This is a genomic window from Escherichia marmotae (assembly GCF_002900365.1).
GTDB lineage: Bacteria > Pseudomonadota > Gammaproteobacteria > Enterobacterales > Enterobacteriaceae > Escherichia > Escherichia marmotae.
Genome location: NZ_CP025979.1, coordinates 962,155 through 986,210 on the forward strand (window position 1 = coordinate 962,155; position 24,056 = coordinate 986,210).

Genomic DNA, 24,056 nt, shown 5'->3' on the forward strand with positions numbered 1-24,056 from the left:
CATATTCCCATTTCAGTGGTTATTGACCCTTGTCGCCTTCACGGGTTAGCCACCAGGCCCCCAGGATCGGCAAGGTTGTTACCAACATAACCAGCAGTGCCACAACGTTGGTTACCGGTACATCACGCGGTCGCCCAAGCTGATTGAGCAACCACAGTGGTAACGTCCGTTCGTGACCCGCGGTAAAAGTCGTCACGATGATTTCATCGAACGACAAGGCAAACGCCAGCATTCCCCCCGCCAGTAACGCCGAACTGAGATTCGGCAACACTACGTAGCGGAAGGTTTGCCAGCCATTGGCTCCAAGATCCATTGACGCTTCCACCAGACTCCACGAGGTACGGCGAAAACGGGCGATGACATTGTTGAAGACGACCACCACGCAAAAAGTCGCATGACCAACCACGATAGTGAAAAAGCCTGGCTCCAGATTGATCGTTTTAAAGGCCGTTAATAGTGCGAGACCAGTGACAATGCCAGGCAATGCAATGGGTAACAGCAGTAACAGTGAAATGGCGCTTTTGCCGAAAAAGTCACGCCGCCAGAGCGCCGCGGCCGCCAGTGTTCCTAACACCAGCGCGATGAATGTCGCCAGCGTCGCCACTTTAAGTGACAGTGTCACGGCATCAAGAATATCGCTACGCTGTGCTGCTATGCTGAACCAGCGCAGCGTCAAGCCTTGTGGTGGAAAACTAAATGCGGCTTCCTCGGTGTTAAACGCATAGGCGGCGATAATCAAGATGGGAAAATGGAGAAAAAGCACGCCGCCCCAGGCCGCCAGTTTGAGGAACAACGGTGCACGTTCAGAGTGCATCGAACGCCCCCATGCGTTTCACGAACGCCAGATACAGTGCGATAAGAACAATCGGCACCAGAGTGAAAGCTGCAGCCATCGGCATATTGCCAATCGCCCCCTGCTGGGAGTAGACCATGTTGCCGATAAAATACCCCGGCGGCCCCACCAATTGCGGAACGATAAAGTCGCCCAGCGTTAGCGAGAAGGTAAAGATAGAACCTGCGGCAATACCCGGGATCGCCAGCGGTAACACCACATAGCGGAAAGTTTGCCGTGGGCGCGCGCCGAGATCTGCCGATGCCTGCAGCAGTGACGGGGGTAAACGCTCCAGCGCTGCCTGCACAGGCAGGATCATGAACGGCAGCCAGATATAAAGAAACACCAGAAAACGCCCCAGCCCGGAAGTAGACAGTGTATTGCCGCCCACAGCCGGAAGTGTCAGGAACGCCGTCAGCAGTGGCTCCAGCCCCAGATGTTGCAAAAACCACTGCGCTACGCCATCTTTCGCCAGCAATAACGTCCAGGCATAGGCTTTAACAATGTAGCTCGCCCACATCGGTAACATCACCGCAATATAAAAAAACGCTTTCATTTTGCCGCTGGTGTAGCGCGCCATGTACCACGCCATCGGAAAGGCCAGAATAGCGCTGGCGATGGTCACCGCCACTGCCATCGTCAGTGTGCGGATGATGATGTCGTAATTAGCCGGGTTAAACAGTGCGCGTATATTCGCCAGCGTCAGTTCCGGCGTTACCGACATAGTGAAATCATCAAAGGTATAAAACCCCTGCCATAACAGTGCCAGCAGCGAGCCGAAATAGACGATGCCAAACCACATCAACGGGCCAAGCAGCAGTAAAAACAACCCAAGCCCCGGTTTACGCCAGAAAAAACCCGACATCTTCCCCATGCCGGGGCGCGCAGGTGACTGCAATACGTTCATCGCCATTCACCTCTCCTCAACCAGAGGCACCATCACATCGCGGGACCAGGAAACCATCACCTGTTGACCAGGCGTGAGCGTGGCGGGTAGTTCTTCGCCCGTCATGTTGCCCAGACTGACCAGCAGTTTTTCACCGCCGCTAAGTTTCAGTTCAAAACGAGTCGTCGCCCCCTGATATTGCACCGCCTGGATCGTGCCATTGGCCTGCACTTCGCCAGGTGTATTGAGGCGGATATGTTCCGGGCGCAATGCGAAGCTCCCCATCATGCCGCAAAGTTTCTCCGCAATCAGCGGCTCAAAAACGTTGGATGTCCCGACAAATCCCGCGACAAATGGCGTACGCGGACGCATATAGAGATCGCGCGGTGAATCAACCTGCTCAATACGTCCATTATTGAAAACCGCCACGCGATCGGACATCGATAATGCTTCGCCCTGATCGTGGGTGACAAAGATAAAAGTGATTCCGAGGGATTGTTGCAGCTTTTTCAGTTCCAGTTGCATCTGCTCGCGCAGCTTAAGATCCAGTGCGCCGAGCGGCTCATCCAGTAGCAACACGCGCGGTTCGTTCACTAACGCTCTGGCGATGGCGACCCTCTGGCGTTGACCACCGGAAAGCTGTGACGGCTTACGTTGCAGCACGAAACCAAGCGCCACTTTTTCCAGCGCCTCTTGCGCCATGATGTAACGCTGTTTTTTATCAACGCCTTTGACCATCAACCCGTAGGCCACGTTATCGAGAATCGACATATGGGGAAACAGCGCGTAGTCCTGGAAAACGGTATTAACATCCCGCTCCCACGGTGGCAGATTGCTGGCGGGTTTACCAAAAATAGTAATTGCCCCGCCAGAAAGCTGTTCGAATCCAGCGATTAGTCGCAGACAGGTGGTTTTGCCGGAGCCGGACGGCCCCAGCATTGAAAAGAACTCACCATCTTTTATCGCAATACTGACGCCATCTACCGCGCGCACGTCACCGTACAACCGAGAAACGTTGTCAAACTCCACTGCGTACGTCATAAAACACCCCAGCGAATTAGCGGCCGCCCATAATGGCAATGTAATCCTGCGTCCAGCGGCTATATGGGACAAATTTTCCCCCTTCTGCGATGGGCGTTTTCCAGAAGGCGATTTTGTCGAAATAGTTAAATCCATTAGTTTCACAGCCTTTATCGCCCAGCAACGGACTGGCTTTACAGCCTTCCGGCACCACAGGCAGTGAGCCAAACCAGGCTGCCACATCACCCTGCACTTTTGGTGTTAATGACCAGTTCATCCATTTGTAGGCACAAACCGGATGTTTTGCTTCGCTATGCAGCATAGTGGTATCAGCCCAGCCGGTGACGCCCTCTTTAGGGAAGACGGTGGCGATCGGTTGTCCTTCGCCTTTCAATGCGTTGGCCTGATATGGCCATGCGCTGGAAGCTACCACGCCTTCATTTTTGAAATCGCTCATTTGTACAGAGGTGTCATGCCAGTAGCGATGGATCAAACCATGTTGATCGCGAAGTACTTTCAGCACCGCCTGATATTGATCTTCGGTCAGTTGGTACGGATCGCTGATGCCCAACTGCGGCTGAGTCGCTTTGACGAACAGCGCGGCATCGGCAATATAGATAGGGCCGTCATAAGCCTGTACGCGGCCTTTATTGCTCTTACCGTCCGGCAGTTCCTGTTCCACAAAGACAACCTGCCAGCTATCCGGTGGCGTCGGAAAGGTTTTGGTGTTGTACATCAGCAGGTTCGGCCCCCACTGATACGGCGTGCCATAAACTTTGCCGCCAACGTTAAACCAGTCGCCCTTTACTACGCGTGGGTCGAGTGTTTTCCAGTTGGGGATCAGTGCGGTATTAATCGGCTGCACACGTTTACCCATAATCAAACGCAGTGAAGCATCACCGGACGCCGTGACCAGATCGTAACCGCCTTTGGTCATCAGGCTGACCATTTCATCGGAAGTGGCGGCGGTTTTCACATTTACCGCGCAACCTGTTTCTTTTTCGAATTGCGTAACCCAGTCGTATTGTTTATCGGTTTGTCCACGTTCGATGTATCCCGGCCAGGCGATAATATCCAGTCGTCCTTCCGGTTTATCTAAATTAGTGAGGGGTTCGGCGGCGTGGGCGGTCATTAAAGTCATGGTTAGCGCACACAGGCTGCTGCGGGCAAATGTCTTGCTCATAGGTCTTACTCCTGTTGTCATTATTGTCAGCAGCCGTGCCGTAAAAATATCTCCCTGTTTAACCATAGACGGCGCATTGCAGGCGTACCTTCGGCCCTGAAAATATTTAGTCAGGTTGTGAGCTAACGCGCATTACGCAATTTTAGAGGCTATCTTCTGGAGTATAGACAAGGGGTTAAGGAATACTGGAGCTATTCGAATTTCCTATTGCTCAACCGGAGGGAAATTAAATTGGAATCTATTTCAACTGCTCTTGAATAAGTTTGCCTAATTGTTTTACCGCTTGTTCTTCGCGTTCTCCCCACTGCCATGCAGTATTAAAACGAAAAAAACGTGACCAGTTTTCGCCAGTAGAAAACATTTTACCAGGCGCAATACTGATGTGATGTGCCAGTGCCTGAACACTTAATTCTCCCGCATCTAACGGTTCGGGAAGTTCCAGCCAGAGAAAATAACCACTGTCGTTATGGTGTATTTTGACTTCCACAGGCAGATAACGCAGCAGCGCCTGCCAGGCGCGTTGTTTGCGTTCCGCAAGCTGTCGACGTAGACGACGCAGATGGGCATCGTAGCGGCGTGTCGAAAGGTAATCCACCAGCGCAAGTTGCATCGGTGAGCTGGTGGAAAGCGTACTCATCAATTGCAAGCGTTGGATTTTACGCGCATGTTTTCCTGCGGCGACCCAGCCGATACGAAAACCTGGCACCAGGCATTTAGAGAATGATGAGCAATGCAGCACACGATCATATTGATCCCAGGCTTTTGCAGGCAGCGGTTTTTCCCGCCCAAAGTACAACTCGCTGTAGACATCATCTTCAATCAGCATCACGTTGTACTGGTTGAGCAACTCTACCAACCGCGCTTTTTTCTGCGGCGTTAAGGTAAAACCGAGCGGATTCTGGCTGTTAGTCATTAACCAACACGCTTTCACCGGATACTCCTGTAACGCCAGTTCCAGCGTCTGAAGGTCGATCCCTTCGTTAACATCCGTCGCCACCGATAACGCTTTCAGCCGTAATCGTTCCAGCGCCTGCAACGCGCCGTAGAAACAAGGATTCTCTACTATCACCCAATCGCCCGGTTCTGTGACTGCTTGCAAACCGAGATTTAATGCCTCTAATGCACCGGCGGTAATGACGATTTCATCAGGCGAAATGGTGATACCCTGTAAGGCATAGCGGCGAGCAATAGCCTGGCGAAGCTCGGCATTCCCTGGCGGTAGGTTTTCGATCACGCTCATTGCCGTGGCGGTTTTGCTTACTTGCGCCAGCGAGCGGTTCAATTGTTGCAGTGGGAAAAGCCGCGGATCGGGAAAGGCTGAGGCAAACGGCACTACCGACGGATCGCGACTGGCCTGCAACATGTCAAAAATATAGGTATTAATATCGACAGCTTCATCACGTGTGACCGGAATGACTGGCGCTTTCTGCATTTTTATTGTCTGTGGCGCAACGTAATAACCCGACTGCGGCCGCGCAATAATATGTCCCTGACTTTCGAGCAACTGGTAGGCATGGCTGACGGTCATAAAGCTCACGCCAGAAAGCGCCACCTGTTCACGTAACGAAGGCAGACGATCGCCGGGCTGCCAGATGCCTGACGCAATTTGCTCGCGTAATTGTTCCGCCAGTTGCTGGTATTTTTTCATTTTTGAATCGTTATAGTGTGCAGGTGATCCGGCAGTCTATATCAGTTGTTAAAAATGACAACTTTGTGTTAACTGTAATTAAACCATCACCAGCGATAACTCTTTGCCAAGCGCCTTAGCCGCGAGCTGGACGGCGTCGATTTTTGTCGCATGGTGCAAATTAAATAGGCGAGTAATCTCCTGTTTAGGTTTGCCAATTCGTCTGGCTAACTCTTGCTGAGTGATTTCTGACTGTAAAAAAGCATTTAGCAGCAATACCTTAGAAGCAACACTTAAAGGTACTTCAATAAAGTGATCGTTGTTATTCAATGGCGAAGGTAACGGGATGAGTTCGTTATCTTCAAAATAAAAATCAAATGCGGTCAGTAAGGCATCTTTTGCTGCTTCCATCGCTTCAGCGACCGTTTCTCCCTGCGTCAACGCTTCGGGGATATCCACAAAAGAAACCATATAACCGCCTTCCGGCGCGGGTGTAAGAGTGACGGGATAACGCATAATTTCGACTGTCTCTCGCATGTCATTAACCTTTTTAATTGGCGATTAACTCAAACCGAGTTGTTTCAGAATTGCTTTACGCAATGGTTCTTTAATCTCTTCGCTGGGGTGACGCGGCATGACACTGCGCCTCCCGTGAAACCTGAGTTTTAAATGGTTGCTGCCATTCGCTACATCGACGCCCTGAGATTCGAGCCAACGTCTGAACTCGCTTTGTTTCACATCGCCTCCCTGCCGCTGAGTATATCAACAAAGTAAACATTAGTGTTTACCTCCGTGTGTAATTTGCTCGAAAATAGCACTTAATCGCCGCAACGGCAGAATGCAATGCAAAATCAGGAAGGCAGATTCCAGAATTTCTTTGCGCTAATTTGCAAAACAGAATAATAACCTCAAGAAACTGTCGGCATCATAGCGGCAAAAGGTAAGAAAAAGGTGGCAGGATGTTTACGAAGGCGTTATCGGTAGTCTTATTAACCTGCGCGCTGTTCTCCGGGCAACTAATGGCAGGACACAAAGGACATGAGTTTTTATGGGTGAAAAATGTGGATCATCAACTGCGCCATGAAGCGGACAGCGATGAATTGCGCGCCGTTGCGGAAGAATCGGCAGAAGGCTTACGCGAGCATTTTTACTGGCAAAAATCACGTAAACCAGAAGCGGGTCAGAGTTGAGTCGTTTGTTGCCGGATGCGGCGTGAACGCCTTATCCGGCCAACAATATCATGCAGATTCAATGAGCTGTGAATAACCCTGAAAACTTGCGGTTTATCCTTTCCGCTTCGGCAATGTTTTCAGCAGATCATCCGGGCTTACGGATGCAACAACGCTTCCCGGTAACGGCATTTTCAGAATGTGATTTTTGATTTTGCCGATGACGTGCATCTCACATGGACGGCAATCAAACTTCAGCGTTAACACTTCATCGCCGTTAACCAGTTGCATTGGTGTTGCCTTCCAGCTTTTGATATTGCCTTTCGCCTGCTTCGGACACAGATTGAAAGCAAAGCGCAGACAATGCTTGGTGATCATCACCGGAACCTCGCCCTTCTCTTCATGTGCCTCATACGCCGCATCAATCAGTTGCACACCATAGCGATGATAAAATTCACGCGCTTTCTGGTTGTAAACATTCGCGAGGAAACTCAGATGCGTTTGCGGATAAACCGGCGCAGGATCAGCAACCGGTTTACGACTGCCGCGCTGGTAACTGGCAAGACGCGCGGCATCCAGCATTTCGGCGGCTTCACGACGGAACTGATTTAACAGGCTGTTTGGCACAAACAGCGCCCCCGGCAAGTTAATTTGTACATCACGAGCGTAATAGATAGTCTGCCCCAGCTTCGACAATCCCTCTTTCAGATTGGTGAGTGCTTTTTCGGCGTTATTCGCTTCGTCGAATTGCCCATCCAGGGTATGAGTGATGCTGACGCCCTCTTCGCTGGTTAACGTCAGAATGAGTTGTTCCTGCCAGCCGCCAAGTTCAATATCTACAGCGACCCGGCGCTCACTGGAGGTTTTGGTCAGCGCCTGTTGCCAGTTATGGTCAAGGTTACGGTTAAGCGGATGGTGTGGACGAATTTTATGCAGCTCTGCTGGCATCTCATTTGGCCAGACGCGGTACTGGTTTTTCCCCGTTTTCTCTACCGTGTTGGCACGAAAGCCGACGACTTCACGTTTAATCATTACGTTCAGACCATCGCCGTTAGCCAGCGGTTCGGTGACCTCAACATCGAGATGATCTTTAGCAACGTTCAATACTTCACCCACTGGCAGGCCAATAAATTTCGGGGAATCGAACGCGCCAATGTCGCCTTTACGCGCGTTAACAAAGTAGTCTGTACTGCCACGATGGAAGGTTTTTTCCGTCGAAGGTACAAAAAAGTGCTCGGTACGACCAGATGAAGCACGTGCCAGATCGCCACGTTCTTCAATAATGGTATCCAGCCTCTGGCGATAATGCGCGGTGATATTCTTCACGTAGCTCATATCTTTGTAACGCCCTTCAATCTTGAAGGAGCGCACACCAGCATCAATCAGAGCGCCAAGATTGGCAGTCTGATCATTATCTTTCATCGACAGCAGATGTTTTTCATAGGAAACCACCCGCCCCTGATCGTCTTTCAACGTGTATGGTAAACGGCACGCCTGTGAGCAATCGCCACGGTTGGCGCTACGCCCCGTTTGTGCATGAGAAATGTAGCACTGACCGGAATATGCCACGCACAGTGCACCATGAATAAAGAACTCAATGGTCGCGTCTGTGGCCTGATGAATCGCGCGGATCTGTTCCAGGTTAAGCTCACGCGCCAACACGATCTGCGTAAAGCCAACGTCAGAGAGGAACTTCGCTTTTTCCACCGTGCGAATATCACACTGCGTGCTGGCGTGCAGTTCAATCGGTGGAATATCAAGTTCCAGAATCCCCATATCCTGCACAATCAGTGCATCAACGCCGGTCTGATAAAGATCGGTAATCAACCGCTGCGCCGGTTCCAGTTCTTCGTCATGCAAAATGGTATTAAGGGTGACGAAAATTTTTGCGCCATAACGATGAGCAAATGGCACCAGTTCGGCAATATCTTTCAGGCTATTACTGGCGTTATGACGGGCACCAAAACCAGGGCCACCGATGTAAACAGCATCGGCACCGTGCAAAATAGCTTCGCGGGCAATGGCGGCATCGCGTGCCGGGCTTAACAGTTCAAGGCGATGAGAAGATACGGTCACTTTCTTATCCAGTAGCTGAAAAATGGCGGCTATTTTAGCCACAAGCGTGACGTTGCGAAATAGTTTTCCTGTTTAACTACGTGGGTAATGAATGAGGGAATGAAAATGCACGCTTTGCTCGTCACGGTTGCAATAGGCATGAGCGACATCGGCGGCAAAACGGATGCCTTCTCCACGATTAAGACTATGCCACGCGCCATCAACGCACAGTTCAAGCTGCCCTTCGATGACGACGACATGTTCAATCACCCCCTTTTCGTGTGGCGTCGATTCACTTATTGCGCCAGGAGCCATCAGGATCGAAAAGTGTTCAAAGCAGAGTTGTGGATCATAAGGAAACAACGAGGTGATCACCATCGCCTGCTGTTGTGGATCATAAACTGATGGTATAGCGTTCTGCGGCGGCGAAATAAACGTCGAAAACGGCACGTTCATTCCGGTGGCGATTTTCCATAATGTCGCGACCGTCGGGCTGGATTCATTACGTTCAATCTGCCCTAACATCGCTTTAGAAACGCCCGTAACTTCTGCCAGTCGAGAAAGACTCCAGCCTCGTTGCTGACGAAGATATTTAAGCGTGGCGGATAAATAGTGAGCGAGATTTTCCATGCGACTCCTCCTGCAAAACAGGAGTTTATCACTTGTGCGTTATAACGGACAAATGCTACGGTGCCTGTCCGCTATAACGCACGAGGTGATTATGCGTCTGTTTTCTGTTCCTCCACCTACATTACTGGCGGGATTTCTGGCGGTATTGATCGGCTACGCCAGTTCGGCGGCAATAATATGGCAGGCAGCGATTGTCGCGGGTGCCACCACTGCGCAAATCTCCGGTTGGATGACGGCACTGGGACTGGCAATGGGGTTCAGTACTCTTGCCCTGACATTGTGGTATCGCGTGCCGGTTCTGACCGCATGGTCAACGCCTGGCGCGGCTTTGTTAGTAACAGGATTGCAGGGACTCACGCTTAACGAAGCCATCGGCGTTTTTATGGTCACGAACGCGTTGATTGTCCTCTGTGGTGTGACGGGATTATTTGCCCGCCTGATGCGCATTATTCCGCATTCTCTTGCAGCAGCGATGCTGGCCGGGATTTTATTACGCTTTGGTTTACAGGCGTTTGCCAGCCTGGATGGTCAGTTTACGTTATGCGGAAGTATGTTGCTGGTCTGGCTGGCGACGAAGGCTTTTGCGCCACGTTATGCCGTAATCGCGGCTATAGTTGTCGGAATTTTGGTGGTAATACTGCAAGGTGACGTTGTCACAAAAAATGTTGTTTTTAAACCCGTTCTTCCTGCTTATATCGATCCAGAATTTTCGTTTTCTCACAGTTTAAGTGTTGCGCTACCACTTTTTCTGGTGACGATGGCGTCGCAAAACGCGCCGGGGATTGCAGCGATGAAAGCGGCTGGATATTCGGTTCCCGTTTCGCCGCTGATTGTCTTTACTGGACTACTGGCACTTCTATTTTCTCCGTTTGGCGTTTATTCCGTAGGGATTGCGGCAATTACTGCTGCTATTTGCCAAAGCCCGGAAGCGCACCCGGACAAAGATCACCGTTGGCTGGCCGCCGCCACGGCTGGCGTCTTTTATTTACTGGCGGGTTTATTTGGCAGTGCCATTACGGGCATGATGGCTACCCTGCCCGTAAGTTGGATCCAGATGCTGGCGGGTCTGGCGCTGTTAAGTACCATTGGCGGCAGTTTGTGTCAGGCGTTGCATAATGAACGTGAGCGCGACGCTGCTGTGGTAGCATTTCTGGTAACGGCGAGCGGACTGACATTGGTTGGGATTGGTTCAGCGTTTTGGGGATTAATTGCCGGTGGCGTCTGTTACGTGATGTTGAATTTAATGGCTGGTAGAAACCGATAATAAGAAGCGCCATCTTACGATGGCGCGACTGGTATTACTTTTTGTTAACGTCAAACATGGTGGCATCAGTCGCCATGTCATCAATAACTTGCTTAATGTTTTCGAAAGCCATTGGTGTACTTTCGTTATTCAGGTCTTTACCTTCGCCCTGGCGAACCACTTTAATCACCGGTTTGTTGGTAGCCGCGTCAATCAGCTCACCTTCAAAGTACAAGCGGGTATCCATGGTACGGTGGCCCGTCGCCATTTGCGTCCCCGCAACAACTAATGCGACAGGAACAACTTCATAGAACTGTAACCCTTCTTTGCTGGTATCAACACCGGTAATAGCACCACGGAAAATCAGACTACGTGGGCCAGCGGTAGTCACCAGTGGTTTACGCTGCGCAATCGCTTCTTTCATTTCGGTGTTGGTATAGCTCAAAATTTTATCCAGAACTTTCTGCCCTACCTGGGTAGAGGCTTTTGGCACTGGGTAATAGGTGATCGGATTCCAGACAATGCTGTCATATTTGCTTTGATCAAAATTTGGATCAACCCAGCGCAATACCGGTTTGCCCGTTGCTGACGTTGTTTCTTGAAGGTTGGAGTAATTGTTTAAAAAACCAGAATATTTATCCGGCTGGGTGATTTTAGAGGCACAACCAGACAGAGCCAACAAACCGCATAAAGCCGCAACTTTCGCAATCGATGTGGTACGCATGAATAATTTCCTGAGATAATTATATTACTTTTTAAGTTATAGCAAAAAGCGCCGCTTCATGTTGTGGCAAAAAAAGTGTTGTTGAAAATAAATTTTCCAGCCCCTTTTCTGACAATATAGTCAATGACGAAAAGGGGGCTGAGTCAATCATCAATTGTTAATCTTCAGGATGTTAAGCTAATAAAAAACTTCGCTTCTTGTGATTTATTTCACACCATATTGATAAAAAACATGCCTACCGAAAAGAACAGCCGTTAATCATCTCTACGCGAAGCATTTCCATACGCATTGTCCTTTTCTGATTATTTTTTGCGCGCCAACATAGTAGCAAAACGTAGTTTAATACGATTACCGTTGGCGTCGGTTCGGTGTAGTTCACCAACGTCTTCATTGTATTTCAGCATCTCCCAGCCTTCGTAATATCGACGCAACTCCCCCTCTTTGAAGGCAAATGGGAAGCCGACAGTACATGGGAAATCAGCGGTATCCATTGCCGCCACAATCAGGTTGTAACCGCCGGGTTTTGTGCAGCGCTGCATATTCGCAATCAGCCCTGGGATGGTTTTCGCCTCCAGGAACATCAGCACCACAGTAGAAAGAATAAAATCGTATTGTCCATCAAACGTGAGGCTATTCAGATCGACAACCTGAGTACGTAAATTTTCCAGATTTTCAATGGTTTTAATGCGCTCAACGTTAGCAATGCTCATAGCATTTTTATCCCATGCGTCAACATCAAAACCATTAGCTGCAAGGTAAAGGCTATTACGACCATTGCCACAGCCCAGATCCAGCGTTTTACCCGGTTTAACCACTTTCACGGCTTCCAGAACTTCGGAATGTGTGCGGGTTAATTCATATTTATCAGTAAAGTAGTTTTCATCACGAATGATCATTCTTTGTCCTCGGATTTCATTAAAACGGCGCGCTCAGTTCTGATTAATAATTTCCCCTGCATCAGAAGCGCGAAAGTACGGATGAGCAGTAATGCGATAATAAAATTGGTAAAGATAAATAGCGGCACCGCCAGCGTATGGAAAAAACCATTATCGCTGCCGCTACCCAGATGCAAACCGGTGGTTGCCAACGCGGATACGCCGAACGAGAAACTCCAGAATGAGGCATTAAACGGTTGCGAGAGATACCACGGCATCAGGCGCAACATGAACAGTAGTTGCAGCAGCCCATAACCGAAAAGCATTTTCGCCAGTGTGTCACCCTCGCCGCCGTTAACGCTTAACCAGGCGCTACAAGCGACCAGCGCAGGGGCAAGCTGAATACCGAGCGATGTCCGCAGCGCCGTGGGTAACTCACCCGAACTACGCAGCCGTTGAAGGATCACCGGTTCAAGACTCAACCAGGAGAAGACGCCAGCGCCTAAAAAAACCAGACCGGCATCAGTGTAACCTAACGCACCACAGGCCATTGCGCTGATAAAGTTATTGGCAACAGTCGGCAAATAAAGCCCCGGTGTCGTCGCTTCTTCAGGATGAGAACCGCGCCATAATCCGGCAGTTTGCCAGGCGGCGTAAACCAGTTGAATCACTACGCCAACGCTGAACAGACACACTGCCAACGGGCGATACCACGGCACGAAACCAATTGCTACCAGCATCGTCGTTGCCGGAAACAAACTAACAAAACTGCTCATCACCGGATGGCGCACTTCTGCCAGCACACTGTGCGGAAAGCGCACCAGCCGGGTAATAAATGCCGTGGTCAGTAATCCCCAAATGATCATCGCCAGGATCACCAGACCATCACCTAACCAGTGACTGACCTGCCAAACCTGGCTGGCATAGCGCCAGGCAAACCCCATCCCTATCGTTCCCAACACAATGCCAAAGTAGCCAGCCGGTAAATTGAGCACTTTATCGCTCTGTATCTTCTTACTCATTTTGTTTAATTTATAAAGTATATTTGAAATGCATTTTATGGAAATTTCTCAAACATAGCCAGAGTCGCAGAATTTGCTACGGTTATAGTAAGTCACCTGCGGGAAAACGCTATGCGCAAATATCGTCTCAGTGAAGAACAGCGAGCCTTTAGTTATCAGGAAGATGGCGATAAAAAGAGTGTGTTATTACGGCAGATTATTGCCGTAGCCGATTTTAACGATGTGATAACGGGAACCGCTGGCGGCTGGATCGATAGCGAAACGGCGCTGGCACAGGAGGGAAATTGCTGGATTTACGACCAGAATACCATTGCTTTCGGCGGAACGGTTGTTTCCGGTAATACGCGTATCACCGGTAGTTGCGTGCTGCGGGGGGAGGTCTACGCAACGGATAACACCTGGATCGATAATAGTGAAATCAGCCAGGGTGCACATATAAGTGACAACGTCACGATTAAAGACTCATTAATATGTGGTCAGTGTAGAATTTTTGGTCATGCCTGTATCGATCAACATTCAATGATTGTCGCCGCGCAAGGGCTAACGCCCGACCACCATCTTCTGCTGCAAATTTATGATCGCGCCAGGGTTAGCACCTCGCGAGTTGTCCATCAGGCGCAAATTTATGGCGATGCCGTCGTCCGGTATGCATTTATTGAGCATCGCGCCGAAGTTTTTGATTTTGCCCGTATTGAAGGCAATGAAGAAAACAACGTCTGGCTGTGCGACTGTGCGAAAGTCTACGGTCATGCACGTGTGATTGCCGGGACAGGAGAAGATGCCATTCCCACCCTTCACTACAGTTCCCAGGTAGCGGAACATGCCACGGTAGAAGGTAATTGTGTGTTAAAGCATCATGTTCTGGTTGGTGGTAACGCCATTGTGCGTGGTGGTCCGATTCTGCTCGACGAGCACGTTATCATACAAGGTGACAGTTGCATTACAGGCGCGGTAATGATTGAAAACCATGTGGAGATAACCGACCACGCCGTCGTCGAAGCCTTTGATGGCGACGCTATTCATGTACGTGGTCCAAAAGTTATTAACGGCGAGGAACGTATTACACGAACGCCTCTGGCGGGATTATTGTGAATCGATAATGCGCGCGTATATATTCACATCATCGTAAGCATCGTTAAGGAATTCAGCCTGTTTCAGACAACCTTCCAGTGTAAAACCATTACGCACGGCTACCTTGTTGCTTTGCGGATTGTCCACCCGACATTTGATCACGAAGCGTCGTAGCTCACCGATCCGGGCATAATGATGAATAAACGCCTGCAGCGCCTGAGAAATAATCCCCTGTCCCTGATGGGACTCGTCCAGCCAGTAGCCGATTTCCGCCGTTTTATTCAGCGGTTCTATACGATTAAATGAGATAACGCCGACGAGTTCATCTTCTTTGAAAATCATGAACATTTTGGCATAGCCGCGTTGATGCAACATCATATTGCCCTGCACCGTTTTTCGCGTGTCCTCTTCGCTGTGCACAAACTGCGGCCAGTTTAACGATTGTTGTAACCAGGTTTTGTTTTTACAGGTTAATTGATACAGCGGTGTGACGTGTCTTTCTTCAACGGCACGTAATTCAAGTGATTCACTCACTTTAATCGTCTCGGTCATAATCCTTACATCAGTTTAAAAAGCCGCCCTGCTGGCGGCTTAGAAAGTTTACATCTCTTTGACGCTCTCCTGCTGCAGGATTTTAAGCATCTCATCCTTTAACTGTAACTTTTGTTTTTTCATGCGAACCACTTCCGCATTGTACCCTCGACCGTCAGAACCTTCCTTTCTGGCAATTTCATGATCAAGTTTATTGTGTTTATCGAACAAGGACATAAAGCGAGGATTTTCGTTTTTCAGACGGGATATTAAATCTCGGTATTCTGGAAACATACGCACTCCCTGTTAGTGGCTGACAAGGTGTATCTGAAATACACACCATCAGATTACTCATTTAGCGTAAGGAAAAATGCGAGCAGGATCGTGTTTAACCAGACGGCACCCTCCGGAAGAAGGTGCCGAAGAAAAGACGATTAATTCATCACGCGATCGTCAACATACTGACGTTTATCCGGTGCTGGTGGGAAATATTGATACAGCCATGTTTCACTGATGGCATCGCCCTGACAACGTAGATACATCCGCATATCAACCGGTTCGGTAGAGTCCGAGGTCGGATACCAGTCAAACTGAATACGGTAACCATCTATTGGTTCAATGTAGAGAATTTCGATTTGCTTCGCTTCACCACTGGAAAGCGTGATGACCGGTTCAATCCCTTTCGGCGCTGCTGCTTTCAGATCACCACCGACAAAATCGACGGCGAAACGACGCGCCCATTTTTCCGGATAGTGTTCACCTGGTGCCCAGCCTTCCGGAAAACCACCCATGCCGGTACGCGTCGCCATAACTCGCGCTAATGGACAATGAACAGGAGGTTGCGCACTCCAGTACAGACGATACTGGAACGCCAGTTCGTCGCCCGCTTTAATTGCTTTCTCCGGTTGCCAGAAACAGACAATGTTATCCAGCGTTTCCCCAGTTGTCGGGATCTCCATCAAACCGATAGTGCCTTTCCCCCACTGGTTACGTGGCTCCACCCACAGACTTGGGCGTTTGTTGTACCAGCCCATGATGTCCTGATAATGGGAGAAGTCGCGATCCAGTTGTAATAAACCAAACCCTTTGGGGTTGTTGTCGGTATAGGCATTGAACTGCAATTTTTGCGGGTTATTCAGCGGACGGCAGATCCACTCACCATTACCCCGCCACATGGAAAGACGGTCGGAGTCATGGATTTGCGGATGGATGGTGTCACACATCCGACGTTCGTTAGTACCACAACTGAACATGCTGGTCATCGGCGCAATGCCCAGTTGTTTAATGTCTTTGCGCGCATACAGGTGATTCTCAACATCCATAATCACCTGGCTCTTCTCACAATGGATGGTGAACTTATAGGCACCGGTAATGCTGGCACTATCGAGCAACGCATAAACGGTAAAGGTGGTTGCACCCGGTTTTACCGTATCGAACCAGAAAGCGGTAAAGTCGGGGAACTCTTCTTTGCTGTCGGTATAAGTGTCGATCGCAAGACCACGCGCCGACAAACCATATTGATAAGTGTCATCAACAGCACGGAAATAACTGGCACCGAGGAAAGAAACTACGTCGCGGCGCGCCAGTTCTGGCGCTTTAAACACTCGGAACCCCGCAAAGCCGAGATCGCTTTGCCCTTCCAGTTGTTTGGTATCGACACCCGCATCGTTGTATTTGAATAACTCCGGGCGGAAGTGAATTTCGCGCGCCAGATGAGTTGCCGGATCGACAGAGAACATGCGCACGCGGCGACGGAATCCCATTCCCATATGGAAGAACTGAGCGTCAAGCTGGCGATTTTCAACGTTATGCCATAACGATTTTTCGGCGTCGTATTGAATGCTGTTATAGGCCTGAGGCGTCATTGTCGCCAGCGTATCGGGTAACGGACGCGGCGCGCCTCGCCACGTTTTTTGCGCTAAATCATGCGCCATTGACTGTAAAATAGAGAAGTCAAAACGCTGGGTTTGCCCGTCGGCAATGTCCGATTCTGCTGCGAACGCAGCCTGAGAAAAAAGAGAAGCAATGCCGCTAGTCCCGCACACGGCGGCCATAGCCATTGAACCTTTAATAAATCGTCTACGATCCATACCTGAAAGTGAGTCCTTCTGGTGTAGTGAATGGTCCCGCGCTGGTCGTATTCAGCGGCAAGAAAATGCTTGTTTATAACCGCTCACTCTAGACAATATTTATTAATAATCCAATTGTTAGACACAGAGAATCTGCACAAATTGGCATTTTTTTTTGTCGATGGGAAGAGCCTGATTCGTTTGTAAAATCAGGCAAATTTTTGCAAAGTCGGATGCACCGAATTTTAAAGCAAACCACAGCGGCGTTTACTGCGTTCTTCCGCTTCCTGATAGAGCTGAAACTCATCAAACACCGGACACCCCAGCGCCTGTTCAAAAGCTTCCCGGCTGGCATTGCCGCGACTGCGCATTTGCGTTTCATTGCCCAGATTCGACTGGAAGATCCCCGCAGCACTAACCGGCAGAAAATCCTCATAAGTAATAGGTTGCGCTACGACCCAACCACGTTCGATCAAAGGTTGAGGATCATCACCGGGATGAATCGCCCGACGATGTGCCTCACCCGACGGCGTCAGGCGATAACGAAACCATGCCAATCCATGCTGTCGCATCAGAAATTCACTGTCCGGAAAGGCACTAAAGGTTTCCTGCAGATGAAGTTGGTGTGTGAGATTATCCTGTCCTGTTCCGGCATTACGCAGAAGTACATCATACAGTTGCCGTCCTTTCGGCGTTAACGCCACACCGCGTTGCTCTATCTCGCCAAAGCGCGCGGTATGCGTCCCCTGCTTTTGCCCTGCAAACATGACCGACTCTTCCAGCGCCTTAAAGCTGGTCTGGCGCAGTAAAATCGGCACCTCGCGGCGCGGCGGTCCTTCGATCAGAATTTTGGGTTCGATACCGCATTCGGGCATCATCGACTGAACTCTGTCGATATCCAGGGTACGTGGCGTCAGGTGGTTAATATGGCAGCCGTGAAAACAGACCACATCAGCAATTAGTCGATGTTCGTTATGCAATGCGCGATAGGTTTCTTCATCCACCGTTGCCGACTGATGCCAGCGAAACGTCTCCAGAGCTTCCTGCACAAACTCCCGCGCCTGTGCTTCGCTAAAGCCACCTTCCTGATCATATTCATCTAACAGTTGTCGACAACGCGGGGTAAAGATATCGCGCTGATGCAAAATCTCCGCCGCCTTCTGGCGTAAGGTTTCGTTTTCGATAAGCTCAAGGCGAAGTAATGAGGTAAAAATCCGGAAAGGATTACGCGCCAGCGAGGCATCATCGATAGGACGAAATGCCGTGGAATGTACCGGCACGCCCGCCTGCGAGAGATCGTAATAGCTCACCGGATACATCCCCATAATGGCGAATATCCGCCGTAATGTAGCAAGCTCCTGCGCAGTTCCCACACGTATCGCGCCATGACGTTCAACGTTAAGTCGCGCCAGCTCATCCGCATTAACCATTTTTTCATGCAATTGGGGATTGTTTTCCAGCACAGCCAGATTTACATCAGCTACCAGTTCCAGCAACGTACCGTACTGTGGAACTTCTTGCTGATACATGGCAGACATTGCCTGCGAAAACTGTTCCCGAATCTCATCCGCCGTGATGCTGTTCGCCATAATATCTGCCTCCAGTGGTCGATAATCTGGAGTGTAGGTAACTGCATTCACTCTGGTGTGAAGAATTTACAAACTGTGATCTCCCCGCGAAATCAGCAAAGCTGGACATTCCAAGGTAACAAAATTGCTTTAAATGTTAATAATATTTTGCAATCAGGTTATCATAATTAAACAACTTCACTTGTCAGCGGCACAGCTTCGTTTTTAACATCGCTTATGGAAAAAAATAGTCTGTTTAGTCAGCGCATCCGTTTGCGCCACCTTCATACATTCGTAGCTGTCGCACAACAAGGAACTTTGGGGCGCGCGGCTGAAACCCTTAATCTGAGCCAACCTGCGCTCTCTAAGACACTGAATGAACTGGAGCAATTGACGGGCGCTCGCTTATTTGACCGTGGACGTCAGGGCGCACAACTTACCTTACCCGGCGAGCAATTTTTAACCCATGCAGTCAGAGTGCTTGACGCCATCAACACCGCTGGTCAGGCGCTTAATCGTAAAGAAGGACTTAACAATGATGTTGTAAGAGTTGGTGCATTACCTACTGCTGCGCTGGGGATCTTGCCTTCCGTTATCGGTCAGTTTCATCAACAACAAAAAGAGACCACTCTGCAAGTCGCCACCATGAGTAACACCATGATTCTGGCCGGATTAAAAACAGGAGAAATCGATATCGGTGTTGGCCGGATGTCAGATCCTGAACTGATGACCGGGCTTAATTATGAATTGCTGTTTCTCGAATCACTGAAACTGGTTGTCCGGCCTAATCACCCACTCCTGCAGGAAAACGTGACGCTAAGTCGGGTACTGGAATGGCCTGTTGTCGTATCACCGGAAGGCACTGCACCACGCCAACATTCAGATGCGCTAGTACAGAGCCAGGGTTGTAAAATTCCTTCGGGTTGTATCGAAACGCTTTCAGCCTCTCTTTCACGTCAGCTTACGGTTGAATATGACTATGTATGGTTTGTCCCTTCTGGCGCAGTAAAAGACGATCTGCGTCATGCCACGCTGGTGGCGCTGCCTGTTTCGGGACAGGGTGCTGGCGAACCTATTGGAATACTAACACGCGTAGATGCGACGCTCTCTTCCGGCTGTCAGCTAATGATTAACGCCATTCGGAAATCAATGCCGTTCTGAAAGGTAAAGGGATCTTGAGATCCCTTCTTTAATCTTTTCACGCCGTTACCAGACTAACTGAATCCCCCGCCACTCGTTGAGCTGCCGGTGCAGATTGTTTCGTCAGACGGAATACATCTACCGCTTCAGTTAATCGCGCCGCCTGCTCTTCAAGGGATACCGCCGCCGCAGAAGCCTCTTCCACCAGTGAGGCATTCTGTTGCGTCACTTTATCCATTTCAGAAATCGCCTGACTGACTTGCGTTATGCCCCTGCTTTGCTCATCCGACGCAGCAGCTATTTCCTGCATGATATGCGTGACGCTCGCCACAGCGTCCATTATGGCACTCATGGTTTTCCCTGCTGTCGTCACCTCATTAGCTCCTTGCCCAATTAATCTGACTGATTCACTGATCAGGCCTTCAATTTCTTTCGCTGCCTGAGCGCTACGGCTGGCGAGTGTACGCACTTCACTGGCAACGACAGCAAATCCGCGCCCTTGCTCACCGGCCCGCGCGGCTTCAACGGCTGCATTGAGCGCCAGAATATTTGTCTGGAAGGCAATACTGTTGATCACGGCGGTAATTTCAGAAATTTTCTTTGAACTGCTGGAGATATCCCCCATCGTTTTCACCACGCCGGAGACCGTCTGCCCACCATCGCTGGCTTTAATGGAAGCCTCTTGCGCCAGACGGCTTGCGTAGTGGGCATTATCCGCATTCTGTTTCACTGTCACAGTGAGTTGCTCCATGCTGGCAGCGGTTTGTTCAATCGCCGCGGCCTGTTCTTCAGTGCGCGAAGAAAGGTCGGCATTGCCAGCGGAAATTTCGCTGGTGCCGCGATAAATCTCCTCCGCCCCCTGACGTACCGTCCCGACAGTCATCACCAGCGAATGCTGCATTTGCTGCAAATGACGGCTTAAACGGCCAATTTCACTGCGCCCAGAAGGTTCGTCAGCCATTGTCAGATTGCCACTGGCAATTTGTTCAATGCGTTGCGCAGCATGCTGCAGAGGTCGAATCACTATCCGACGCAAAACCATAAAGGTCATCAGCGTCATGACCAGGGCAAGCACAAACGCACCAATCATAAACATCACCCCCAGTCGAGTGCGCTGATGCGCCTGCTCCGTCAGATGATTTGCTCTGGCGCTACGTATTTCAACAGCGTTGTTTAAAATCTGGCTATAAACATTATCCAGCACTCGGATCTGCTCACTTTCATGATTAATAATCGCTTCGAACATGCCATTTTTGGCATATTTCAACATGGGTTGAAGACCTGTTATATAAGCCTGAAAACGTTGATTTAATTCAGCATCCAGAGCTTCATCATCACGTGTTTTCACACGGCGATTCTGGTAAGCGCGATAACCTTGCTGCGACTGTTTAATCTGCAATTCTGCTTGTGCAATATTTTTCTTCATCTCTTCCATTTCTGCGATCCGACTCGCCGCCCCGGCCTGAATCATATTGATTCGGGCTGAACGCAAAAAATCAGAGCTATTTGCTAACCCCGTGCGAATCTGGATCTCGGCGGTGACATCTCGCTGATCGCGGTCAGCCTGCCAGAGAAAATATCCAGCCAGGGCTGAACTCAAAGCAAAAAGAAATAATATGCCGCCAAGAATGCAGGCAAATAACGGAACCAATCTGATGTGATATAAAAAGCCTGAGCGGTGTGAGGATGTTGTATTCATGACCGTGATCTCTCTTCCAGGTTTACTCCCGATAGAGGGTCATCGGCACTTGACGGTAATTGCTTACTGCCAAAAACCTGTTCATATCACATTTTTACAACAATTATTGCGATGAGAGATTATTACCGCCGGAATGAAGAAACCGGGAATCAGAAGGACGAAGGCCCCGATCGATAATGCTATCAAACGAGGCCAACGAATGAACCACACAATTCGGATGTTAGCCTCTTACCCGCCATCCGGCAAAGAGAAAGGCTATGAAGCGCCCCCTGGTGGCGTGTCTGCTCATTATTTGTTTCACAATACTGGCATTCACACTCCTGACCCGACAAACGCTCTATGAACTGCGGTTCCGGGACGGTGAAAAGGAGGTGGCAGCCCTCATGGCCTGCACGTCCAGGTAAGGGCAGCGCAGGGAGTTTTCCCCGCGTATCTGGCTGGCAGGTTCATTTTCTCATGGCACCCCTTTTTACTTTTCAGTTAGTGCACGTTTTTTTCGATGCGCTGATAGAACCATCGTTACAGACAAATTTGCCGCCAGCAGTGCAGTGAGAGATCCCCCCTTTCGAACCGGAACAAGGTTTTCGCCCTGCATCAGCATAAAAAGACATCAGTAATCCTATCAGTAAAATAAATGACAACTTCTTCATATAACCTCCATGGTTTGCCGAATCTTATGTTCGGTACAAAAGTTATACGCCGGACAGTTTTTATTTCACTTAGGGAGATCAAAGATTGGATTGGGGGAAATTGAGTAACGCTCTTAATAGAAAGATAATTTGATTAAATATTGGCCAGGCAAACATATAAACACGAATTCTGGTTTTATTTGTCATACAAATAAATATAATAGGTGCTTCCGATGTAGACCCGTATTCTTCGCCTGTACCACGGGTCTGGTTTAGTACAGGCGTTTTCTTTTACTGTTGTCAGGAACGCTTACGCGGCATCATGCGCAGAAGCGTATTGTCCTTCCAGAAATAGTGGTGCGCCAATGCAGCAGCGGCATGCAACCCAATAACGAAATACCCCAGATTTGCCAGCGTTTCATGCCACTATTTTAAGGTATCTACCAGATCGAAATTGGCCTCTGAGGCATGAGGCATGAGGCATGAGGCATGAGGCATCATCACACCAAACGCAAACCACGGATTGCCACGGTTATACATCATCACCATGCCAATTATCGGCAGTGCGATAAACAGCAAGTAAATGACCAGATGCCCGAGATGCGCAAGCCCCGTCATCATTGGCTTTGGTTTAGGCACAATTGGTGGCGTTGGATATTTCAGTCTTAGCACGAGACGAAGCACCATCAGTACGAAAATCGAAATGCCACAGGAAACATGGATCATGTTGATAACCGGTCGATCGGCTCGCGGGAAAAATCCACGAAACTCCATCGCACAGTAAGCTGCGATAACCAGTAAAAAGACCAGCCAGTGAATACCGATTTGTAACTTTGAGTATTTATTTTCCATAACATTTCCTGATTTAAAACAATTTATTGTTAACATAACCAGCTTTTCTCAAAATTTCATTAAATATTGTTCACCCATTTTCAGTAGGTTACGTTTCACTGCGAGAATGTAGATTGCTCATCCCACCATCCTGGTCTAAGCCTGGAAAGGATTAATTTTCACCCACGAGTTCCTGACAGGAGAAAACCATGAGTAAAGTTGGTATTAACGGTTTTGGTCGTATCGGTCGACTGGTATTGCGTCGATTACTGGAGGTCAAAAGCAATATAGATGTTGTCGCCATTAATGATCTCACATCCCCGAAAATTCTCGCCTACTTGCTAAAACACGATTCAAACTACGGCCCGTTCCCCTAGAGCGTTGATTTCACTGAAGATTCACTTATTGTCGATGGCAAAAGTATTGCGGTTTACGCCGAAAAAGAGGCGAAAAATATTCCGTGGAAAGCGAAAGGTGCAGAAATCATTGTTGAATGTACCGGCTTTTATACATCCGCAGAGAAATCGCAGGCACATCTGGATGCTGGCGCGAAGAAGGTGTTAATTTCCGCCCCTGCCGGTGAAATGAAAACCATCGTTTATAACGTCAATGACAACACGCTGGATGGCAACGACACCATTGTTTCCGTGGCGTCCTGCACCACCAACTGTCTTGCGCCGATGGTCAAAGCACTCCATGACAATTTTGGAATAGAAGTCGGCACGATGACGACGATTCATGCCTATACCGGCACCCAGTCACTGGTGGATGGTCCGCGTGGTAAAGATCTACGCGCTTCACGTGCGGCGGCAGAAAATATTATTCCCCATACAACGGGCGCAGCAAAAGCTATTGGTCTGGTGATCCCGGAACTGAGCGGTAAACTGAAAGGCCATGCACAGCGTGTACCGGTAAAAACGGGTTCTGTCACCGAGTTGGTGTCTATTCTCGGTAAAAAAGTGACTGCCGAAGAAGTGAACAATGCACTTAAAAAGGCGACAAACAATAACGAATCATTTGGTTATACCGATGAAGAAATAGTCTCTTCCGATATCATTGGTAGCCATTTTGGTTCGGTGTTTGATGCCACCCAAACGGAAATTACCGCCGTGGGCGATTTGCAACTGGTAAAAACAGTCGCCTGGTACGACAACGAATATGGCTTTGTCACCCAGCTTATTCGCACCCTGGAAAAATTCGCCAAACTCTGACAGATACAGGCGGAGGAAAATGCCTCCGCCTGTTTCACACA

General features: G+C 49.4%; 24 protein-coding genes and 2 pseudogenes. 7 read left to right on the forward strand and 19 right to left on the reverse strand.

Annotation, left to right across the window (positions count from 1 at the left end):
* Window positions 1-19: 19 nt before the first annotated feature.
* The 7 genes from C1192_RS05180 to hicA form a co-directional block, all read right to left on the reverse strand.
* Window positions 20-814, reverse strand: coding sequence for an ABC transporter permease (locus tag C1192_RS05180; protein ID WP_000555487.1), 795 nt, complete (start codon window positions 812-814; stop codon window positions 20-22).
* Window positions 804-1,745 carry an ABC transporter permease gene (locus C1192_RS05185; protein ID WP_038355802.1) on the reverse strand — a complete coding sequence of 314 codons (942 nt, stop codon included), beginning with the start codon at window positions 1,743-1,745 and terminating at the stop codon, window positions 804-806. The genes C1192_RS05180 and C1192_RS05185 overlap by 11 nt, the downstream gene beginning before the upstream one ends.
* A complete protein-coding gene (locus tag C1192_RS05190) occupies window positions 1,746-2,759 on the reverse strand; it encodes an ABC transporter ATP-binding protein (RefSeq protein ID WP_038355801.1) in 1,014 nt (337 codons plus the stop codon).
* A gap of 16 nt (window positions 2,760-2,775) precedes the next feature.
* On the reverse strand, window positions 2,776-3,921 hold the full coding sequence (gene ydcS, locus C1192_RS05195) for a putative ABC transporter substrate-binding protein YdcS (RefSeq protein WP_000047463.1): 1,146 nt from the start codon (window positions 3,919-3,921) through the stop codon (window positions 2,776-2,778).
* Between the two features lie 238 nt (window positions 3,922-4,159).
* Window positions 4,160-5,569 (reverse strand): aminotransferase-like domain-containing protein, encoded by a 1,410-nt coding sequence (locus C1192_RS05200; protein WP_000760662.1) that lies wholly within the window; start codon window positions 5,567-5,569, stop codon window positions 4,160-4,162.
* A 78-nt stretch (window positions 5,570-5,647) separates the two neighbouring features.
* Window positions 5,648-6,064: a type II toxin-antitoxin system antitoxin HicB gene (gene hicB, locus C1192_RS05205; RefSeq protein WP_077627724.1), complete on the reverse strand. Its 417-nt coding sequence runs from the start codon at window positions 6,062-6,064 to the stop codon at window positions 5,648-5,650.
* Window positions 6,065-6,109: 45 nt separating this feature from the next.
* Window positions 6,110-6,286, reverse strand: a complete 177-nt coding sequence (gene hicA, locus C1192_RS05210) for a type II toxin-antitoxin system mRNA interferase toxin HicA (protein WP_000813795.1) — start codon at window positions 6,284-6,286, stop codon at window positions 6,110-6,112.
* A 221-nt stretch (window positions 6,287-6,507) separates the two neighbouring features.
* Here hicA and C1192_RS05215 point away from each other — a divergent pair, with 221 nt between their 5' ends.
* Window positions 6,508-6,738, forward strand: a complete 231-nt coding sequence (locus C1192_RS05215) for a DUF2554 family protein (RefSeq protein WP_000494240.1) — start codon at window positions 6,508-6,510, stop codon at window positions 6,736-6,738.
* A 93-nt stretch (window positions 6,739-6,831) separates the two neighbouring features.
* Here the strand turns inward: C1192_RS05215 and rlhA are convergent, their stop codons facing one another.
* Together rlhA and C1192_RS05225 are read right to left on the reverse strand one after the other, a co-directional pair.
* Window positions 6,832-8,793 (reverse strand): 23S rRNA 5-hydroxycytidine C2501 synthase, encoded by a 1,962-nt coding sequence (gene rlhA, locus C1192_RS05220; RefSeq protein WP_038355805.1) that lies wholly within the window; start codon window positions 8,791-8,793, stop codon window positions 6,832-6,834.
* A gap of 72 nt (window positions 8,794-8,865) precedes the next feature.
* Window positions 8,866-9,402: a helix-turn-helix domain-containing protein gene (locus C1192_RS05225; protein ID WP_000429073.1), complete on the reverse strand. Its 537-nt coding sequence runs from the start codon at window positions 9,400-9,402 to the stop codon at window positions 8,866-8,868.
* A gap of 91 nt (window positions 9,403-9,493) precedes the next feature.
* Between C1192_RS05225 and C1192_RS05230 the strand changes: the two genes are divergently transcribed.
* On the forward strand, window positions 9,494-10,666 hold the full coding sequence (locus tag C1192_RS05230) for a benzoate/H(+) symporter BenE family transporter (RefSeq protein WP_256734134.1): 1,173 nt from the start codon (window positions 9,494-9,496) through the stop codon (window positions 10,664-10,666).
* Between the two features lie 34 nt (window positions 10,667-10,700).
* On the opposite strand, the gene C1192_RS05235 is transcribed toward C1192_RS05230, so the two are convergent.
* The 3 genes from C1192_RS05235 to tehA all read right to left on the reverse strand — a co-directional run bounded on the left by C1192_RS05235 (window position 10,701) and on the right by tehA (window position 13,254).
* The gene (locus C1192_RS05235; protein ID WP_001261035.1) at window positions 10,701-11,369 is read right to left on the reverse strand and encodes a DUF3313 domain-containing protein; all 669 of its coding nucleotides are present in this window, start codon (window positions 11,367-11,369) and stop codon (window positions 10,701-10,703) included.
* Between the two features lie 302 nt (window positions 11,370-11,671).
* Complete coding sequence (gene tehB, locus C1192_RS05240) at window positions 11,672-12,265, reverse strand: tellurite resistance methyltransferase TehB (RefSeq protein WP_000586710.1); 594 nt, start codon at window positions 12,263-12,265, stop codon at window positions 11,672-11,674.
* The gene (gene tehA / locus C1192_RS05245; protein ID WP_024191883.1) at window positions 12,262-13,254 is read right to left on the reverse strand and encodes a dicarboxylate transporter/tellurite-resistance protein TehA; all 993 of its coding nucleotides are present in this window, start codon (window positions 13,252-13,254) and stop codon (window positions 12,262-12,264) included. Before tehA ends, tehB begins: the two co-directional genes overlap by 4 nt.
* A 123-nt stretch (window positions 13,255-13,377) precedes the next feature.
* Here tehA and ydcK point away from each other — a divergent pair, with 123 nt between their 5' ends.
* On the forward strand, window positions 13,378-14,358 hold the full coding sequence (gene ydcK / locus C1192_RS05250; RefSeq protein WP_038355799.1) for a YdcK family protein: 981 nt from the start codon (window positions 13,378-13,380) through the stop codon (window positions 14,356-14,358).
* Here the strand turns inward: ydcK and rimL are convergent.
* The 4 genes from rimL to hglS form a co-directional block, all read right to left on the reverse strand.
* A complete protein-coding gene (gene rimL / locus C1192_RS05255; protein WP_001516425.1) occupies window positions 14,350-14,889 on the reverse strand; it encodes a 50S ribosomal protein L7/L12-serine acetyltransferase in 540 nt (179 codons plus the stop codon). The two genes, ydcK and rimL, sit on opposite strands and share 9 nt — an antisense overlap.
* Window positions 14,890-14,937: 48 nt before the next feature.
* Window positions 14,938-15,162: an HP1242/YdcH family protein gene (locus C1192_RS05260; protein WP_001516426.1), complete on the reverse strand. Its 225-nt coding sequence runs from the start codon at window positions 15,160-15,162 to the stop codon at window positions 14,938-14,940.
* A gap of 140 nt (window positions 15,163-15,302) precedes the next feature.
* On the reverse strand, window positions 15,303-16,958 hold the full coding sequence (opgD, locus tag C1192_RS05270; protein WP_061090526.1) for a glucan biosynthesis protein OpgD: 1,656 nt from the start codon (window positions 16,956-16,958) through the stop codon (window positions 15,303-15,305).
* A 224-nt stretch (window positions 16,959-17,182) separates the two neighbouring features.
* Window positions 17,183-18,526 carry a 2-oxoadipate dioxygenase/decarboxylase HglS gene (gene hglS, locus C1192_RS05280; protein ID WP_038355798.1) on the reverse strand — a complete coding sequence of 448 codons (1,344 nt, stop codon included), beginning with the start codon at window positions 18,524-18,526 and terminating at the stop codon, window positions 17,183-17,185.
* 216 nt (window positions 18,527-18,742) lie between these two features.
* Between hglS and C1192_RS05285 the strand changes: the two genes are divergently transcribed.
* The gene (locus C1192_RS05285) at window positions 18,743-19,666 is read left to right on the forward strand and encodes a LysR substrate-binding domain-containing protein (RefSeq protein ID WP_000414559.1); all 924 of its coding nucleotides are present in this window, start codon (window positions 18,743-18,745) and stop codon (window positions 19,664-19,666) included.
* A 37-nt stretch (window positions 19,667-19,703) separates the two neighbouring features.
* On the opposite strand, the gene C1192_RS05290 is transcribed toward C1192_RS05285, so the two are convergent.
* Window positions 19,704-21,344 (reverse strand): methyl-accepting chemotaxis protein, encoded by a 1,641-nt coding sequence (locus tag C1192_RS05290; protein WP_038355797.1) that lies wholly within the window; start codon window positions 21,342-21,344, stop codon window positions 19,704-19,706.
* Window positions 21,345-21,543: 199 nt separating this feature from the next.
* On the opposite strand from C1192_RS05290, the gene C1192_RS25620 reads away from it, so the two are divergent.
* Both C1192_RS25620 and C1192_RS05295 read left to right on the forward strand, forming a co-directional pair.
* On the forward strand, window positions 21,544-21,687 hold the full coding sequence (locus C1192_RS25620) for a hypothetical protein (protein WP_228929205.1): 144 nt from the start codon (window positions 21,544-21,546) through the stop codon (window positions 21,685-21,687).
* Window positions 21,635-21,748 carry a Hok/Gef family protein gene (locus C1192_RS05295; RefSeq protein WP_236942003.1) on the forward strand — a complete coding sequence of 38 codons (114 nt, stop codon included), beginning with the start codon at window positions 21,635-21,637 and terminating at the stop codon, window positions 21,746-21,748. The genes C1192_RS25620 and C1192_RS05295 overlap by 53 nt, the downstream gene beginning before the upstream one ends.
* A 72-nt stretch (window positions 21,749-21,820) precedes the next feature.
* Here the strand turns inward: C1192_RS05295 and C1192_RS05300 are convergent, their stop codons facing one another.
* Both C1192_RS05300 and cybB read right to left on the reverse strand, forming a co-directional pair.
* Window positions 21,821-21,994: a YdcA family protein gene (locus tag C1192_RS05300; RefSeq protein WP_000736410.1), complete on the reverse strand. Its 174-nt coding sequence runs from the start codon at window positions 21,992-21,994 to the stop codon at window positions 21,821-21,823.
* Between the two features lie 279 nt (window positions 21,995-22,273).
* Window positions 22,274-22,825 (reverse strand): annotated as a pseudogene (cybB, locus tag C1192_RS05305) (cytochrome b561).
* A gap of 188 nt (window positions 22,826-23,013) precedes the next feature.
* Between cybB and gap the strand changes: the two are divergent.
* Window positions 23,014-24,015, forward strand: a pseudogene (gap, locus tag C1192_RS05310) (type I glyceraldehyde-3-phosphate dehydrogenase).
* Window positions 24,016-24,056: the final 41 nt, after the last annotated feature.

Excerpts from the sequence above, each read along its gene's own strand:
- C1192_RS05185 (WP_038355802.1), bottom strand. The coding sequence starts at position 1,745 with ATGGCGATGAACGTATTGCAGTCACCTGCGCGCCCCGGCATGGGGAAG.
- C1192_RS05225 (WP_000429073.1), bottom strand. The coding sequence starts at position 9,402 with ATGGAAAATCTCGCTCACTATTTATCCGCCACGCTTAAATATCTTCGT.
- C1192_RS05290 (WP_038355797.1), bottom strand. The coding sequence starts at position 21,344 with ATGAATACAACATCCTCACACCGCTCAGGCTTTTTATATCACATCAGA.
- C1192_RS05215 (WP_000494240.1), top strand. The coding sequence starts at position 6,508 with ATGTTTACGAAGGCGTTATCGGTAGTCTTATTAACCTGCGCGCTGTTC.
- tehB (WP_000586710.1), bottom strand. The coding sequence starts at position 12,265 with ATGATCATTCGTGATGAAAACTACTTTACTGATAAATATGAATTAACC.
- C1192_RS05180 (WP_000555487.1), bottom strand. The coding sequence starts at position 814 with ATGCACTCTGAACGTGCACCGTTGTTCCTCAAACTGGCGGCCTGGGGC.
- C1192_RS05190 (WP_038355801.1), bottom strand. The coding sequence starts at position 2,759 with ATGACGTACGCAGTGGAGTTTGACAACGTTTCTCGGTTGTACGGTGAC.
- ydcK (WP_038355799.1), top strand. The coding sequence starts at position 13,378 with ATGCGCAAATATCGTCTCAGTGAAGAACAGCGAGCCTTTAGTTATCAG.
- ydcS (WP_000047463.1), bottom strand. The coding sequence starts at position 3,921 with ATGAGCAAGACATTTGCCCGCAGCAGCCTGTGTGCGCTAACCATGACT.
- C1192_RS25620 (WP_228929205.1), top strand. The coding sequence starts at position 21,544 with ATGAACCACACAATTCGGATGTTAGCCTCTTACCCGCCATCCGGCAAA.
- C1192_RS05235 (WP_001261035.1), bottom strand. The coding sequence starts at position 11,369 with ATGCGTACCACATCGATTGCGAAAGTTGCGGCTTTATGCGGTTTGTTG.
- C1192_RS05230 (WP_256734134.1), top strand. The coding sequence starts at position 9,494 with ATGCGTCTGTTTTCTGTTCCTCCACCTACATTACTGGCGGGATTTCTG.
- hicB (WP_077627724.1), bottom strand. The coding sequence starts at position 6,064 with ATGCGTTATCCCGTCACTCTTACACCCGCGCCGGAAGGCGGTTATATG.
- C1192_RS05200 (WP_000760662.1), bottom strand. The coding sequence starts at position 5,569 with ATGAAAAAATACCAGCAACTGGCGGAACAATTACGCGAGCAAATTGCG.
- C1192_RS05300 (WP_000736410.1), bottom strand. The coding sequence starts at position 21,994 with ATGAAGAAGTTGTCATTTATTTTACTGATAGGATTACTGATGTCTTTT.
- C1192_RS05285 (WP_000414559.1), top strand. The coding sequence starts at position 18,743 with ATGGAAAAAAATAGTCTGTTTAGTCAGCGCATCCGTTTGCGCCACCTT.
- C1192_RS05260 (WP_001516426.1), bottom strand. The coding sequence starts at position 15,162 with ATGTTTCCAGAATACCGAGATTTAATATCCCGTCTGAAAAACGAAAAT.
- hglS (WP_038355798.1), bottom strand. The coding sequence starts at position 18,526 with ATGGCGAACAGCATCACGGCGGATGAGATTCGGGAACAGTTTTCGCAG.
- opgD (WP_061090526.1), bottom strand. The coding sequence starts at position 16,958 with ATGGATCGTAGACGATTTATTAAAGGTTCAATGGCTATGGCCGCCGTG.
- rimL (WP_001516425.1), bottom strand. The coding sequence starts at position 14,889 with ATGACCGAGACGATTAAAGTGAGTGAATCACTTGAATTACGTGCCGTT.